Consider the following 13055-nt stretch of genomic DNA (forward strand, 5'->3'; position numbering starts at 1 on the left):
ACTCAAGCTTCGCGGAACCGGTATCCGACTCCGTAAAGGGTTTCGATCATTTCGAAGTCGTCATCGACGGCCTTGAACTTCTTGCGCAGCCGCTTGATGTGGCTATCGATGGTGCGGTCGTCGACATAGACCTGCTCATCATAGGCCGAATCCATCAGCGCATCACGGCTTTTTACCACGCCGGGGCGCTGCGCCAGCGAGTGCAGGATGAGAAATTCGGTGACCGTCAGCGTCACCGGCTCGCCCTTCCAGGTGCAGGTATGGCGTTCCTGGTCCATGACCAGCTGGCCGCGTTCCAGCGAACGGGCCTGCTGGCTGGGCGCCTTTGCCGCAGCTTCGCGGGCGCTGGCGCGGCGCAGCACGGCGCGCACCCGCTCGACCAGCAGGCGCTGCGAGAACGGTTTGCGGATGAAATCGTCGGCGCCCATCTTGAGGCCGAAAAGCTCATCGATCTCATCGTCCTTCGAGGTCAGGAAGATCACCGGTAGGTCGGACTTCTGCCGCATCCGGCGCAACAGCTCCATGCCGTCCATGCGCGGCATCTTGATGTCGAGGATGGCGAGATTCGGCGGCCGCGCCGCCAGGCCTTCCAGCGCCGACGCACCATCCGTGTAGGTCTCGACGCGATACCCCTCGGACTCGAGGGCGATCGACACCGATGTCAGAATGTTGCGGTCGTCATCGACAAGCGCGATTGTTGCCATTTCAAGCGGCTCCCTCATGAGCTGTCCCTTCTGTCTTAGAGAAGGGGCTTTTGCAGGACAAATTAGGTACAAAATGTGGCACAGGCTCCACCCGCTGTCGCGGACGGCTTGCCGGCGGCCCCATCGGAACCTCTACACGGGTTGGACGAACACTGTGTGCCAATCCTTTGGGCAACCACCGTGATTTTTTGCACATATAAACGATTTAAACAACTTTCAAAATTTTTAAATCGATTAATGATTTGATTTCATTCGAGTTTTCTGGTTCTCACCGTCTCAGCCCCTAACGCGGGCTCGCCGGAAACGCGCCGGCAAAGTGCGGCGAATCCAGAAGAAGGGACCCTTGATGTCGGAAGTCGGCAAACGCAATTCTGCTTGCGCGATCGATCGTATCGGCCTGAAAACCACCGGCACGGTGCATTATAATTTTGGTGCGGCCGCCCTTTATGAGGCAGCGATCCGTCGTGGCGAGGCCCGGTTGACCGCCGGCGGCGCGCTGCTTGCCGAGACCGGCCAGCACACTGGCCGCTCGCCCAAGGACAAGTTTGTCGTCCGCGATGGCGCCACCGAGCCCCATGTCTGGTGGGACAACAACAAGGCGATTTCGGCGGGCCAGTTCGAAATGCTGCTCGCCGATTTCCTTGTCCACGCCGCGAATAGCGATCTCTATGTGCAGGACCTCGTCGGCGGCGCCGATGCCGAGCTGAAGCTGCCGACGCGGGTCATCACCGAATTCGCCTGGCACTCGCTGTTCATCCGCAATCTTTTGATCCGCCCGCAGGCCGCCGAGCTCGAGGATTTCGTGCCGGAGATGACGATCATCGACCTACCGTCCTTCCGCGCCGATCCGGCCCGCCACGGCAGCCGCACCGAAACGGTGATTGCGGTCGATCTCACCCGCAAGATCGTGCTCATCGGCGGCACTTCCTATGCCGGCGAGATGAAGAAATCGGTGTTCACCATGCTCAACTATCTGCTGCCGGAAAAGGGCGTCATGCCGATGCACTGCTCGGCCAATGAGGGCCCGGGCGGCGACGCAGCGATCTTCTTCGGGCTTTCCGGGACGGGCAAGACGACGCTGTCGGCCGATCCGTCACGTACGCTCATCGGCGACGACGAGCACGGCTGGGGACCGCACGGCATCTTCAACTTCGAAGGCGGCTGCTACGCCAAGACGATCCGGCTGTCGGCCGAGGCCGAGCCGGAGATTTTCGCCACCACGCAGCGTTTCGGCACGGTGCTGGAAAATGTCGTGCTCAACGCCGACCGCGTGCCGGACTTCAACGACGGCCGGCTCACCGAAAACACGCGCTGCGCCTATCCGCTGGATTTCATCCCCAATGCCTCGAAGAGCGGACGGGCCAGCCACCCGAAAAACATCATCATGCTGACCGCCGATGCCTTCGGCATCATGCCGCCGATCGCCCGGCTGACCCCGGCGCAGGCGATGTACCACTTCCTCTCCGGCTACACCGCCAAGGTGGCCGGCACCGAGAAGGGCGTTACCGAGCCGGAAGCGACTTTCTCGACCTGCTTCGGCGCCCCGTTCATGCCGCGCCACCCCAAGGAATACGGCAATCTGCTGCGCGAGCTGATCGCCCGCCACGGCGCCGATTGCTGGCTGGTCAACACCGGCTGGACCGGCGGCGCCTACGGCACCGGCAAGCGCATGCCGATCAAGGCGACGCGCGCCTTGCTGGCCGCAGCGCTTGACGGTTCGTTGAAGGCGTCCGGTTTCCGCACCGACGCCAATTTCGGCTTCGAGGTGCCGGTTGCTGTGCCTGGCGTCGACAGCGCCATTCTCGACCCGCGTTCGACCTGGGCCGACAAGGCAGCCTATGACCGGCAGGCAGCGCGATTGGTCGGCATGTTCGCCGTCAACTTCGAGAAATTCGAGAGCCATGTCGATGCCGTCGTGCTCGGCGCAGCACCCCGCCTGCAGGAAGCTGCGGAATAGTCGAGGCGTCTTCACCGAAGCATCCTTGAAAGGCGCGATCTCGATCGGGCCTTTTCTTTTTTGGTCCGCCGCGCCATGACTGCGGCATGCCTATCGACGACATCATCATATCAGACGAAGCCGTAATCCATCCGGGCGACCTGCACGAGGATTTCATCCGCTCGTCGGGTCCCGGCGGCCAGAACGTCAACAAGGTGGCGACCGCCGTCCAATTGCGCTTCGACGCCGCCAATGCGGCTGGCCTGTCCGAACGCGTGCGCGCGCGCACGATCAAGCTCGCCGGCCAGCGCGCCACTAAGGACGGCGTCATCGTCATCGAGGCCGGCCGCTTCCGCACCCAGGAGCAGAACCGGGCCGATGCCCGGGCAAGGCTGACGGCGCTGGTCGCCAAGGCCGCGGAACCGCCGCCGCCGCCGCGCAAGAAGACCAGGCCGTCGAAAGGCTCGGTGGAGCGGCGGCTGCAAAGCAAGGCAGGGCGCGGCACGATCAAAAAGCTGCGCGGCCGGGTAGAGAACGACTAAGGACCGCGCCGACTGCGTGCATAAAGCGGCCTCCCCTTCGGAACCGCAGACGCAAGGTTTCACCATTGCCACAGAAAGGGAGGCCGACAACGGTGGCTTTCGGGTCGCTGTTTCTGATTGGCGGTGGCATGGTTTCAGTATCAACCGGAGGCGAAGTCATGCTCGTTCTGCCCAAAGGCGTCCGCCACATGCCTGGTTATCTGTCCCGCGCGGCGCAGGAAGCGCTGGTCGAAGAGGTGAGGACCATTGTACAGCGGGCGCCGCTGTACGTGCCGGCGATGCCGCGGACCGGCAAGGAGATGAGCGTGCGCATGACCAATTGCGGCACGCTCGGCTGGGTCACTGACAAGGAGCTGGGCTATCGCTACCAGCCAACGCACCCACTCACCGGAGAGCCATGGCCGCCGATCCCGGACGCGCTGCTGCAATTGTGGCGGGAGGTCGCCGCCTATCCGAATCCGCCGGAGGCCTGCCTGGTCAATTTCTATACGCAGGACGCCAAAATGGGTCTGCACCAGGATCGCGACGAAGCCGATTTCTCGGCCCCAGTGGTCTCGGTGTCACTTGGCGACGATTGCCTGTTCCGGGTCGGCCAAGTGACGGGCAGGGGGGCCACACGCGACGGCGGTACCAAATCGTTCCGCCTGAAAAGCGGCGACGTCGTCGTGCTCGGCGGCGAAGGCCGGCTCTGCTTCCACGGCGTCGACCGCATCTATCCGTCGACCTCGGCGCTGCTGAAAAATGGCGGCCGGATCAATCTGACGCTGCGGCGGGTGACGGAGCCCGGCTAAAGTCGTCGCGAACAAGGACCCTCAACGTATCGTCCTCCGCGATCTGGCGATAGTGTTGCATGAAGCGGACGAAATCCTGCCGGCCGGAAAGCTCGGTCAGCCACAAGATGTCCTCCTTCTGCACAATGACCAGCGATGGCTGGTTGGTTTCGAGTTGGGCAAGCTTGTCCTCGATGTAGCGATCGGTGATCCGCTTGTAGTGTTCGGCCCCCGCCTCGTTGCCGCTTTGCGCCTCGACCTTCGCGAAATAGGTAGCAAATCCCCCGAGCCAATCGCTGCAGTACGTCGAGATCCAGCTCCCGCCGACCATTCGCGTCAGTGGATGGCCCGCCGCAATGTCCGAACCTATGAGCGCGACCTTCGGATGGTCTACCGCGGCATTTATCGTCGCGACGAAATCGGCGCTGGGCTTCTGGCTGGGCCAGAAGGGGACAGCATTGGCCAAAATGGTGGCGGCAAGCAAAAGCATCCGCGCCAGCCCCATGCCCGATAGCGATTGCCTCGCTGGGTCAATCTGGATGGCTCTGAGCAGCAACGCCGCCGCTATCAGGCTGATCGCCGGGAATGCATGATAAGGCCAGCCCTTGGCCTGGTAGACGAGAGGCACGGTGGCGGCCAATGACGCCAGGGCGAACACCACGATCATCGGCGACAGGGAGAGGCCTGGCCGAAGCGAGCGTAACATGTAGAGAGCGACGAGATAGGCTGGTGCATACTTGACCAACAGCGCTTGCACCACCCGCAGCCGCATATAGGTGTCGGTCAGCACCGGATAGATGGTGTTGAGGAACTCTGGATAAAAGTACAGCACGGCGACGAGATAGGCGACGCAGACCAAGCCGATTACCCAGTATTCGATGCGGAAGAGCGACCAGATCGACCGGCGCTGAAAGGCCACGTACAGCGCCGGAACCAGCACCATCAGCGCATAATAGGGTTTCACCAGCACCAGGACGCTGCCACAAAGGCCGGCCAATGCCGCTATCGACAAGCTCGGCGTGCGCCCTTCCGTCGGCGCGGCGCGCCAAGCCATCAACACCAGCAACGGCAGAAACATGGCGATGCCCAGATGTTCCCGCTCGCTGAAAGCGTTGCCCGGAAGAATGATCAGCAGTGCCAGAAACAGCGGCAGCATCGAGAACAGCACATGGTTCTCGGCAAAGCCGGCCAATCTGGCGATCCGCGCGGCAATGCCGAGACCCAGCAGGCAGATCGTATAGGCATAGAGATGAATGACGACTTCCGGCGAAATGCCGAGAGCGTGCGCCAAGGCCACGGCCGGCATGAACATCCACGGCGTGAACGGCGGATTGACCTCGAAGAGATCCGCATAGAGCCGTGAGCCGGCAAGCACCTTCTCGGACATGGTGATTGCCCAACTGGTGTCGGGTATGACGCCCCAGCGCATCTGCCAGGGCACGGCCGCCACCAGCACGAGCAGGCAGATGATCCTGGTCGGTGGCAGCGTTCGCGAGCTGCCCTGGGCCGAAGTCAGGGCGGATCTCTCGATGAGCGAAGTGCGGATCTCCGTACTCATCTGGCCGCCACGAAGACGAATTTGCGCAGGATAATGAAGTTCAGGACCGGAACCAGGATGGAAGCGATTGCCACTGGCACCAACGGCGGCAGTCCAGCTACGTCGGTAAGGATCATAGCCAGCCCGACCGAGAGCAGAAACCCGATCGCCGTGGCGCAGGCGAAGCGGACGATCTCGAAGCCAATCGAGCCGTCCGACATGAACGTCACGAAGCGATGCCCGCAATAGGAGAACACCGCGCCGGCGCCATAGCCAGCGACCGAGGCGATTGCCGCAGGCCTGCCAAAGCCATGCAGAGCCGAAAGGGCCAAGGTCAGCACGGCGTAGATCAGGGTCGATACGCCGCCGATTGCAGCAAACCGCAGGATTCGCGCCGGCTCCGAACGGCCCATGGCCCATGACCAGAACCGGTAGCCGGGCAAAGGATCGTTGACCGCCTGGCGCACAGTCAACCGAACCGGCGTTCGTGCGTCGCGGGCGGCGTCTTTTTCGACGTCTGGGAATTGCTGATGGCGGCGATCGCTTCCTCGAAGCCGGTCAGCCGGTCGACGACGTAAAGCGGCCGCCGTTTCACCTCGGCATGAATGCCGCCAACATAAAGGCCGATGACGCCGGTCATCAGCAGATTGATGCCTGACAGGAAGGAAATGATCACCACCGTCGATGTCCAGCCATGGACGACGCCGCTGACAAAAAGCCAGGAAAACACCGCGTAGAGCCCAAGCAGGGCGGCGAGGCCGGAAATGGCCAGACCCGCCCACAGCGCCAGCCGCAGCGGCTTGTCGGAAAAGCTGATGATACCGTGCACGGCCAGCCGCACCATCTTCCAGAACGGATATTTGGTTTCGCCTGCTGCCCGCGTCGGCCTCTCGAACGGCACGGCGGTCTGCTTGAAACCCATCCAGCCGAACATGCCGCGCACGAAGCGGTCACGCTCGGGCATGCGTTTGAAAGTCTCGAGCGCCTTGCGGCCGACGAGGCGGAAATCGCCGACATCGCGCGGAATGCTGACGGAGGTCATCTGCTCGAGCGCGCGATAGAACAGATTGGCGCTGACCCGCTTGAACCAGGTTTCGCCCTCGCGCCGGATGCGCCGCGCGTAGACGATCTCGTAGCCTTCTTTCCACTTGGCGACGAGATCGAGCACCACCTCCGGCGGGTCCTGCAGGTCGGCATCCATGACGATGACGGCGTCCCCGGCGGCAGCATCCATGCCGGCGGTGATGGCGATCTGGTGGCCGAAATTGCGCGACAGCTCGATCAGCCGGAAGCGGTCGTCTTCGGCAACCATGCCGCGCAGGAAGATGAGGCTGGTGTCGCGGCTGCCATCGTCGATGAAAATCGCTTCGGCACGGCCGTCCAGCGCGTCCAGCAGCATGCGGATCCGCCGCACCAGCAGCGGTAGCACCGCTTCCTCGTTAAAGATCGGAATGACCAGGGAATAGACCGGGGCTTGGCGGCCCACGGCATCGCTCGCATTGATCACCGCTTGCTCCCGACCCGCTGGAATTGCAGCAAAAACTAGCCGGGATTGCCTAAGGCGCCGTTAACCCAGTCGTCACAGTTTCCTGAGCGCCACTTCCTCGACCAGATGATTGGCGCCCTTGCGCAGGATGAGGTCGGCCCGCGCTCGTGTCGGCACGATGTTCTCGCGCAGGTTTTTCAGGTTGATGTTGGCCCACAAGCCTTCCGCAATGGCACGCGCGGCGTCTTCCGAAAGCTGCGAATAGCGGTGGAAGAAGGAGTCCGGATTGCGGAAGGCCGTCTCGCGCAGGCGCATGAAGCGGGCGATGTACCATTGGTGGATCAGCTTTTCGTCGGCGTCGATATAAATGGCGAAATCGAAGAAATCCGACAGGAACGGCACTATCTTGCCGTCCTTCGGCAATTTGCCGGGTTGCAGAACGTTGATGCCTTCGAAGATCAGAATGTCTGGCCGGTCGATGGTGACGAACTCGCCGGGAATGACGTCATAGGTCAAATGCGAATAGACGGGCGCGCGGACATTGCGCTGGGCCGACTTGATGCCCGAGAGGAAACGCAGCAGCGCACCGACATCGTAGCTGTCGGGAAAGCCCTTGCGCTCCATCAAATTGTCGCGTCGCAACACCTTGTTGGGCAGCAGGAACCCGTCGGTAGTGATGAGATCGACCTTGGGGCTCGACGGCCAGCGCGCCAGAAGCTCCTTCAGCACGCGCGCCGTGGTCGATTTGCCGACCGCAACCGAACCGGCAATGCCGATGATGAACGGTGTCTTGACCACATCCAGCGCGTTGAAGAAGGCCTGGCGCTGGCGAAACAGCAACTGGCTGGCCTCGACATGCGCCGAAAGCAGCCGCGAGAGCGACAGATAGATGCGCTTGACTTCTTCCAGGTCGACCGGATCGTTCAGTGAGCGCAGACGGTTGATCTCGTCTTCGCCCAGCGTCATCGGCGTGTCGGCGCGGAAGTTCGACCATTGCTCGGCCGAGAAGAAACGATAGGGGGAATATTTCTCGGTCGGAGCGAGCTGGTCCATCGAGTTTCCTGCCCTCTAGAGCATGAGGCCGAAAAGTGTGAAGCGGTTTTCGGGCGACATCATGCTCCCTCTATCAATTTAGAGACGGATTCAGATTTAAGGCCTCGGCCCGAAATCATCCGGCTCTCGCGGTCAGCCTTTCGGCCGGGATGCCTTTTCAGTGACGCCCGAACGGCCGGTACGGCCCTCAAGCTCCTTCAGCACCTCGCCCAGCGAAACGCCGGCCATGCCAAGCACGACGAGCCAATGATATATGAGATCGGCACTTTCGGAAACGAGGGCATTTTTGTCGCCTTTGACGGCGGCAATCACCGTCTCGACTGCCTCTTCACCAAGCTTCTGCGCCGCCTTGTCGATGCCTTTGGCGAACAGTTTTGCCGTCCACGAGTCCGGGTCGCCGGAACGGGCGCGTTCGCCAATGATCGTTTCCAGATTGGACAGCGAAAATTCAGCCATGGCGCAGCCTACAGCCTTTGTGGAGTGGATTGAACCGGGTAGTCCAGCCGCATCGGCAGCCCGGCCTCGGCCATATGCGCCTTGGCTTCCGCAATCGTGTAAGTGCCGAAATGGAAGATCGAGGCCGCGAGCACGGCGCCGGCGTGGCCGTCGCGAATGCCCTCGACCAGATGGTCGAGCGTGCCGACGCCGCCCGACGCGATGACCGGCGCGCGCACCGCATCCGCTATCGCGCGGGTCAGCGCAATGTCGTAACCGGCCTTGGTGCCGTCACGGTCCATCGAGGTCAAAAGAATCTCGCCGGCGCCGCGATCGACCATTTTTCGCGCAAACTCGACCGCATCGATGCCGGTCTTTTCACGGCCGCCATGGGTGAAGATCTCCCAGCGGTCGGCTTCATTGGGTGCCGACACCTTCTTGGCGTCGATGGCGACGACAATGCACTGGTTGCCGAACTTGTCGGCGGCTTCCGCGACGAAATCGGGGTTCTTCACCGCCGCAGTGTTGATCGACACCTTGTCGGCGCCGGCCAGCAACAGTTTGCGAATATCGGCCACCTGGCGCACGCCGCCGCCGACGGTCAGCGGCATGAAGCATTGTTCGGCGGTGCGGGCGACGACGTCGAAGATGGTTTCACGGTTGTCGGACGACGCGGTGATATCGAGAAAGCAAAGCTCGTCTGCGCCGGCCGCGTCATAGGCTTTGGCCGCCTCGACCGGATCACCGGCATCGATGAGGTCGACGAAATTGACCCCCTTGACGACGCGGCCGTTCTTGACGTCGAGGCAAGGGATGACTCGGGCCTTCAGCATCAGCCCTTCTCCATCGTCGCCAGCAACTCGCTGAGCAGTTCGCCGACCAGCGGCGGAACCTCGGCCTGCGCATCGAACGCCGGATCGTAGGCGGAAATGGTGATGCCGGAAATCGGCAGCAGGCCGGCCATGCCGCAGACAGCCTGGCGCAGCTGTTTCGGCTCCGGGCCGCCGGGCGTGGTGTAGCGGTTGGCCTGCAGCGCCCCGGGGTCGTGCACGTCGAGATCGAGATGCAGGTGCACCCGCTTCGCGTCCGGCGCCTTCAGCCTGGTGCTCGCCGTCGCCCAGTCCGGGCATTCGGTGCGGATGACCGGCAAAGTCTTCAACAGCTCTGTTTCGGCCGGATCGAGATCGCGCGCGTTGACCAGCACGCAGCGCGCCGGATCGATCGGCTTGAAGCCGGGGATGGCCGAGGCCATCGGCTTCCAGCACAGGCCGAGAACCGTGGCCAGCGCCATGCCGTCGAGAAAGCCGAAGATGGACGTCTCCGGGGTGTTGAGATCGCCATGCTGGTCGGCCCAGATGATCGCATCGGAATCCTCGCCGGCAACCGCACCGGCCGATGTCAGGCAATTGCCGGCCAGCACGATGGGAAACCGGCCGCGGTCTATGGCGATGCGGACCTCGCCGGAGACGGCACCGCACACGGCAAAGCCGGTGGCGATCTCGCGCTGTTGTTCGTCGCCAACCCTGCCGATATCGGTGACGACGACGTCATGCCCGGAGAGCGTCAGCGCGTCGACAAGCCCGCCGGCGATGAGTGCATCCGGGCCTCGGCCCATGCCGCCGTGATAGTGGCCGCTGTCATAGGAGGCCAGGATGATGGAGATTTTCACGGCCGGGTCTCCATCGCCTTGCCCTGCAGCACCGCCAGCGCCTCGGCCGGGTCGATGCGCCCGTCATAGAGCGCGCGGCCGGAGATGGCGCCTTCCAGTTTCTTCGCGTCGGGCATGGTCATGCGCACGATGTCGGCGATCGAAGCCAGCCCGCCCGAGGCGATGACCGGGATCGAGACCGCGTCGGCGAGATCGATCGTGGCATCCCAGTTGATGCCGGTCAGAACGCCGTCTCGGTCGATGTCGGTGTAGATGATGGCGGCAACGCCGGCGCCTTCGAATTTCTGCGCCAGTTCGATGACGCCGAGGCTGGAAGCCTCGGCCCAGCCTTCGACCGCCACCTTGCCGCCCTTGGCGTCGATGCCCACGGCGATCTTTCCAGGAAATTCCTTGCAGGCTTCCCGGACCAGGTCGGGATCGCGCACCGCCACCGTGCCGAGGATGACGCGGGCCAGCCCGCGGTCGAGCCAGTCCTCGATCTGCGCCAGCGTGCGGATGCCGCCGCCGAGCTGCACCGGGTTTTTCGTCGCCTTGAGGATGGCGCCGACCGCCGCGCTGTTGACGCTCTGGCCCTTGAAGGCGCCGTTGAGGTCGACGACATGCAGCCATTCAAACCCTTGCTCTTCGAAGGCCTTGGCCTGGGCCGCAGGGTCGTCATTGTAGATGGTCGCGGTCGCCATATCGCCGTGCTTCAGCCGCACGCACTTGCCGTCCTTGAGGTCGATGGCCGGAAACAGGATCACCGTTCAGACCCCTTCCACAATGGCGAAATGCGAGGTCGAATAAGCGCGCCGGAATTTCAGCGCTGCCTGGTATTCGGGGGAATGGAAGCAAGCCAGCGCGACCTCGTAGCTTTCGAACTCGACGATCACATGGCGATTGCCGGATGGCCCTTCCGGGCTTGACGACTGACCGCCTCGCGTCAGGAATTTCGCGCCGTATTTGTCGAACGCCGCTTTGTTGGCGGCGATGTATTTCGGATAGTTTTCCGGATCGGTCACATCGACCATCGCCATCCAGTAGCCCTTCTTGCTCATCTCAAGGCCTCCAGCGCAGGAAGTTGGTGATCAGTGCCAGGCCGAGCGCCTGGCTCTTTTCCGGATGGAATTGCATGCCGGCAAGGTTACCGCGCGCGACCGCCGCCGTTACCGGGCCGCCATAATCGGCGACGGCCAGCACTTCGTCCGGCCTTGTCGCGTCGAGATGGTAGGAATGAACGAAATAGGCGTGCAGACCCTTGGGCCCGGTCGCAATACCCGAAAACAGCGGGTGCTTGCGCTCCAGATCGATGGTGTTCCAGCCGATTTGCGGGATCTTCAGTGCCGGATCGGCGGGCGTGATCTCCTTGACGTCGCCGGCAATCCAGCCGAAGCCCTTGGTCACGGTCTTTTCCAGGCCGCGCTCCGACATCAGCTGCATGCCGACGCAGATGCCGAGGAACGGCCGCGCCTTGGCGATCGCTACCTCTTCCACCGCTTCCCACATGCCGGCGACGCCGCGCAGGCCCGCCGCGCAATCGGCATAGGCGCCGACGCCGGGCAAAACGATTCGGTCGGCGCTGCGCACCCGCTCGGCATCGGCGGTCAGCTCGATGGCAGCGGCAATGCCGGCTTCATGCGCGGCGCGCTCGAAGGCCTTGGTGGCCGAGCGCAGATTGCCCGACCCGTAATCGATGATGGCAACCCGCATCTCAGGCTTTTCCCGGCGTATGGCTCAGGCCCAGCGTCAGCCCGGTCTGCGTCGGCCGGGCCAGGCTGGCGTCCGGCACGATGCGCGGCAGCGGCGCCGGCTCGTCGGCAAGCGCCTCGGCGTCCAGTGTCTGGCGGATGTCGGCATCGTCAGGATTGTCGGCTTCGACGACGCCCCATTCATGCCAGCCGCGGCAGCGCAGCGCTGCGATCCGCAGCCCTTGGCCTTCCAGCCCGATATAGAGCGAGACCAGTAAAGACAGTGCGGAGCCGGCCCAGTCCAGTCCCAGCCATTGGCCGAGCACCGAGATGAGCCCCATGGCGACGAAGGCGAGCGCGGCCTCGATCCACAGCCTGTGCCAGGCGAGCCACAGCGGCGCCACCAGGAAAGCCAGCCAGGAAAAACCGTCGCGGACCAAAACGGTTGCGTCGGCCGCCTCGGTGCGGCCTGGCGGTTCCATCACGACATAGATGGCCATCAGCCTACCCTTTCAGAGATCCCTTGGTGGAGGGAACCGCTTCCGGCTGGCGCGGGTCGCGCTCCAGTGCGAAACGCAGCGCGCGCGCCACCGCCTTGAAGCAGGTTTCGGCAATATGGTGATTGTTGGCGCCATAATGGTTGGTGACATGCAGCGTGATACCGGCATTCTGCGCCAGCGCCTGGAAGAATTCACGCACCAGTTCGGTGTCGAACGTGCCGATCTTGGGCGACGAGAAGGCGACATTCCAGACCAGGAACGGACGGCCCGACACGTCGATCGCGGCCCGCGTCAGCGTCTCGTCCATGGCAAGGTCGACAGAGGCGTAGCGCATGATGCCGCGCCGCTCGCCCAGCGCCTTGGCCAGCGCCTGGCCGATCGCAATGCCGGTGTCCTCGACCGTGTGGTGGTCGTCAATGTGCAGGTCGCCCTTGGCCTTCACCGTGATGTCGATCAGCGAGTGGCGCGACAGCTGGTCCAGCATGTGGTCGAAGAAGCCGACGCCGCTCGACATGTCGGATTTTCCGGTGCCGTCGACATGGACCGAGACGCTGATCTCGGTTTCCTTGGTCTTGCGGCTGACTTCGGCGGAACGGGACGCCATTACCTTGTCCTTGGCTGAGGGGTTCGAAACTCAAGACGGGGTTCCAAGCTGTCATTTGCTTGAAAACGAAAGCCTTCTAGCAGCATGATCCGGCGATTGCCAGTTGCGATGCGGACAGCCACCGGCCATGGCGGACGCCGTTTGCAATCACC

At 63.0% G+C, this 13055-nt stretch carries 16 protein-coding genes; 3 read left to right on the forward strand and 13 right to left on the reverse strand.

What is annotated here, in order from left to right; genetic code table 11:
* Nucleotides 1–2 precede the first annotated feature (2 nt).
* The gene (locus tag NLY36_RS16540; protein ID WP_010912942.1) at nt 3–704 is read right to left on the reverse strand and encodes a response regulator transcription factor; all 702 of its coding nucleotides are present in this window, start codon (nt 702–704) and stop codon (nt 3–5) included.
* A gap of 346 nt (nt 705–1050) precedes the next feature.
* Here NLY36_RS16540 and NLY36_RS16545 point away from each other — a divergent pair, with 346 nt between their 5' ends.
* The 3 genes from NLY36_RS16545 to NLY36_RS16555 all read left to right on the forward strand — a co-directional run bounded on the left by NLY36_RS16545 (nt 1051) and on the right by NLY36_RS16555 (nt 3973).
* Nucleotides 1051–2661: a phosphoenolpyruvate carboxykinase gene (locus tag NLY36_RS16545; protein ID WP_023695997.1), complete on the forward strand. Its 1611-nt coding sequence runs from the start codon at nt 1051–1053 to the stop codon at nt 2659–2661.
* Nucleotides 2662–2747: 86 nt separating this feature from the next.
* Nucleotides 2748–3182 (forward strand): alternative ribosome rescue aminoacyl-tRNA hydrolase ArfB, encoded by a 435-nt coding sequence (gene arfB / locus NLY36_RS16550; protein WP_023672309.1) that lies wholly within the window; start codon nt 2748–2750, stop codon nt 3180–3182.
* Between the two features lie 158 nt (nt 3183–3340).
* Nucleotides 3341–3973: an alpha-ketoglutarate-dependent dioxygenase AlkB family protein gene (locus NLY36_RS16555; protein WP_023672310.1), complete on the forward strand. Its 633-nt coding sequence runs from the start codon at nt 3341–3343 to the stop codon at nt 3971–3973.
* On the opposite strand, the gene NLY36_RS16560 is transcribed toward NLY36_RS16555, so the two are convergent.
* From NLY36_RS16560 to hisB, 12 genes are all read right to left on the reverse strand, one after another.
* Nucleotides 3936–5510, reverse strand: a complete 1575-nt coding sequence (locus tag NLY36_RS16560) for a hypothetical protein (protein WP_023736954.1) — start codon at nt 5508–5510, stop codon at nt 3936–3938. The two genes, NLY36_RS16555 and NLY36_RS16560, sit on opposite strands and share 38 nt — an antisense overlap.
* Nucleotides 5507–5956, reverse strand: coding sequence for a GtrA family protein (locus NLY36_RS16565; RefSeq protein ID WP_050588992.1), 450 nt, complete (start codon nt 5954–5956; stop codon nt 5507–5509). Before NLY36_RS16565 ends, NLY36_RS16560 begins: the two co-directional genes overlap by 4 nt.
* Nucleotides 5957–5958: 2 nt before the next feature.
* Nucleotides 5959–6996: a glycosyltransferase family 2 protein gene (locus tag NLY36_RS16570; RefSeq protein WP_023695994.1), complete on the reverse strand. Its 1038-nt coding sequence runs from the start codon at nt 6994–6996 to the stop codon at nt 5959–5961.
* Between the two features lie 72 nt (nt 6997–7068).
* Nucleotides 7069–8028, reverse strand: coding sequence for a type I pantothenate kinase (gene coaA / locus NLY36_RS16575; protein ID WP_023672313.1), 960 nt, complete (start codon nt 8026–8028; stop codon nt 7069–7071).
* Nucleotides 8029–8160: 132 nt separating this feature from the next.
* The gene (locus NLY36_RS16580) at nt 8161–8484 is read right to left on the reverse strand and encodes a phosphoribosyl-ATP diphosphatase (RefSeq protein ID WP_023695993.1); all 324 of its coding nucleotides are present in this window, start codon (nt 8482–8484) and stop codon (nt 8161–8163) included.
* A gap of 8 nt (nt 8485–8492) precedes the next feature.
* Complete coding sequence (gene hisF / locus NLY36_RS16585) at nt 8493–9299, reverse strand: imidazole glycerol phosphate synthase subunit HisF (RefSeq protein WP_023695992.1); 807 nt, start codon at nt 9297–9299, stop codon at nt 8493–8495.
* On the reverse strand, nt 9296–10132 hold the full coding sequence (locus NLY36_RS16590; RefSeq protein WP_023695991.1) for an arginase family protein: 837 nt from the start codon (nt 10130–10132) through the stop codon (nt 9296–9298). Before NLY36_RS16590 ends, hisF begins: the two co-directional genes overlap by 4 nt.
* Entirely contained in the window at nt 10129–10875 is a 747-nt protein-coding gene (hisA, locus tag NLY36_RS16595) for a 1-(5-phosphoribosyl)-5-[(5-phosphoribosylamino)methylideneamino]imidazole-4-carboxamide isomerase (protein ID WP_023672317.1), read from the reverse strand. Before hisA ends, NLY36_RS16590 begins: the two co-directional genes overlap by 4 nt.
* Before the next feature lie 3 nt (nt 10876–10878).
* A complete protein-coding gene (locus NLY36_RS16600; RefSeq protein WP_023672318.1) occupies nt 10879–11169 on the reverse strand; it encodes a DUF1330 domain-containing protein in 291 nt (96 codons plus the stop codon).
* A 1-nt stretch (nt 11170) separates the two neighbouring features.
* A complete protein-coding gene (gene hisH, locus NLY36_RS16605; RefSeq protein WP_023695990.1) occupies nt 11171–11821 on the reverse strand; it encodes an imidazole glycerol phosphate synthase subunit HisH in 651 nt (216 codons plus the stop codon).
* Between the two features lies 1 nt (nt 11822).
* Entirely contained in the window at nt 11823–12299 is a 477-nt protein-coding gene (locus NLY36_RS16610) for a DUF2628 domain-containing protein (RefSeq protein WP_023695989.1), read from the reverse strand.
* Nucleotides 12300–12303: 4 nt separating this feature from the next.
* Nucleotides 12304–12903 carry an imidazoleglycerol-phosphate dehydratase HisB gene (gene hisB / locus NLY36_RS16615; protein ID WP_023672321.1) on the reverse strand — a complete coding sequence of 200 codons (600 nt, stop codon included), beginning with the start codon at nt 12901–12903 and terminating at the stop codon, nt 12304–12306.
* Between the last annotated feature and the right edge of the window lie 152 nt (nt 12904–13055).

The organism is Mesorhizobium sp. C399B (genome assembly GCF_030323185.1).
Lineage (GTDB): Bacteria > Pseudomonadota > Alphaproteobacteria > Rhizobiales > Rhizobiaceae > Mesorhizobium.

Bases quoted from the DNA above. Each gene is read 5' to 3' on its own strand.
- NLY36_RS16545 (WP_023695997.1), top strand. From the start codon at position 1,051: ATGTCGGAAGTCGGCAAACGCAATTCTGCTTGCGCGATCGATCGTATC.
- NLY36_RS16610 (WP_023695989.1), bottom strand. From the start codon at position 12,299: ATGGCCATCTATGTCGTGATGGAACCGCCAGGCCGCACCGAGGCGGCC.
- hisB (WP_023672321.1), bottom strand. From the start codon at position 12,903: ATGGCGTCCCGTTCCGCCGAAGTCAGCCGCAAGACCAAGGAAACCGAG.
- NLY36_RS16600 (WP_023672318.1), bottom strand. From the start codon at position 11,169: ATGAGCAAGAAGGGCTACTGGATGGCGATGGTCGATGTGACCGATCCG.
- NLY36_RS16555 (WP_023672310.1), top strand. From the start codon at position 3,341: ATGCTCGTTCTGCCCAAAGGCGTCCGCCACATGCCTGGTTATCTGTCC.
- NLY36_RS16540 (WP_010912942.1), bottom strand. From the start codon at position 704: ATGGCAACAATCGCGCTTGTCGATGACGACCGCAACATTCTGACATCG.
- hisH (WP_023695990.1), bottom strand. From the start codon at position 11,821: ATGCGGGTTGCCATCATCGATTACGGGTCGGGCAATCTGCGCTCGGCC.
- arfB (WP_023672309.1), top strand. From the start codon at position 2,748: ATGCCTATCGACGACATCATCATATCAGACGAAGCCGTAATCCATCCG.
- NLY36_RS16560 (WP_023736954.1), bottom strand. From the start codon at position 5,510: ATGAGTACGGAGATCCGCACTTCGCTCATCGAGAGATCCGCCCTGACT.
- coaA (WP_023672313.1), bottom strand. From the start codon at position 8,028: ATGGACCAGCTCGCTCCGACCGAGAAATATTCCCCCTATCGTTTCTTC.
- NLY36_RS16580 (WP_023695993.1), bottom strand. From the start codon at position 8,484: ATGGCTGAATTTTCGCTGTCCAATCTGGAAACGATCATTGGCGAACGC.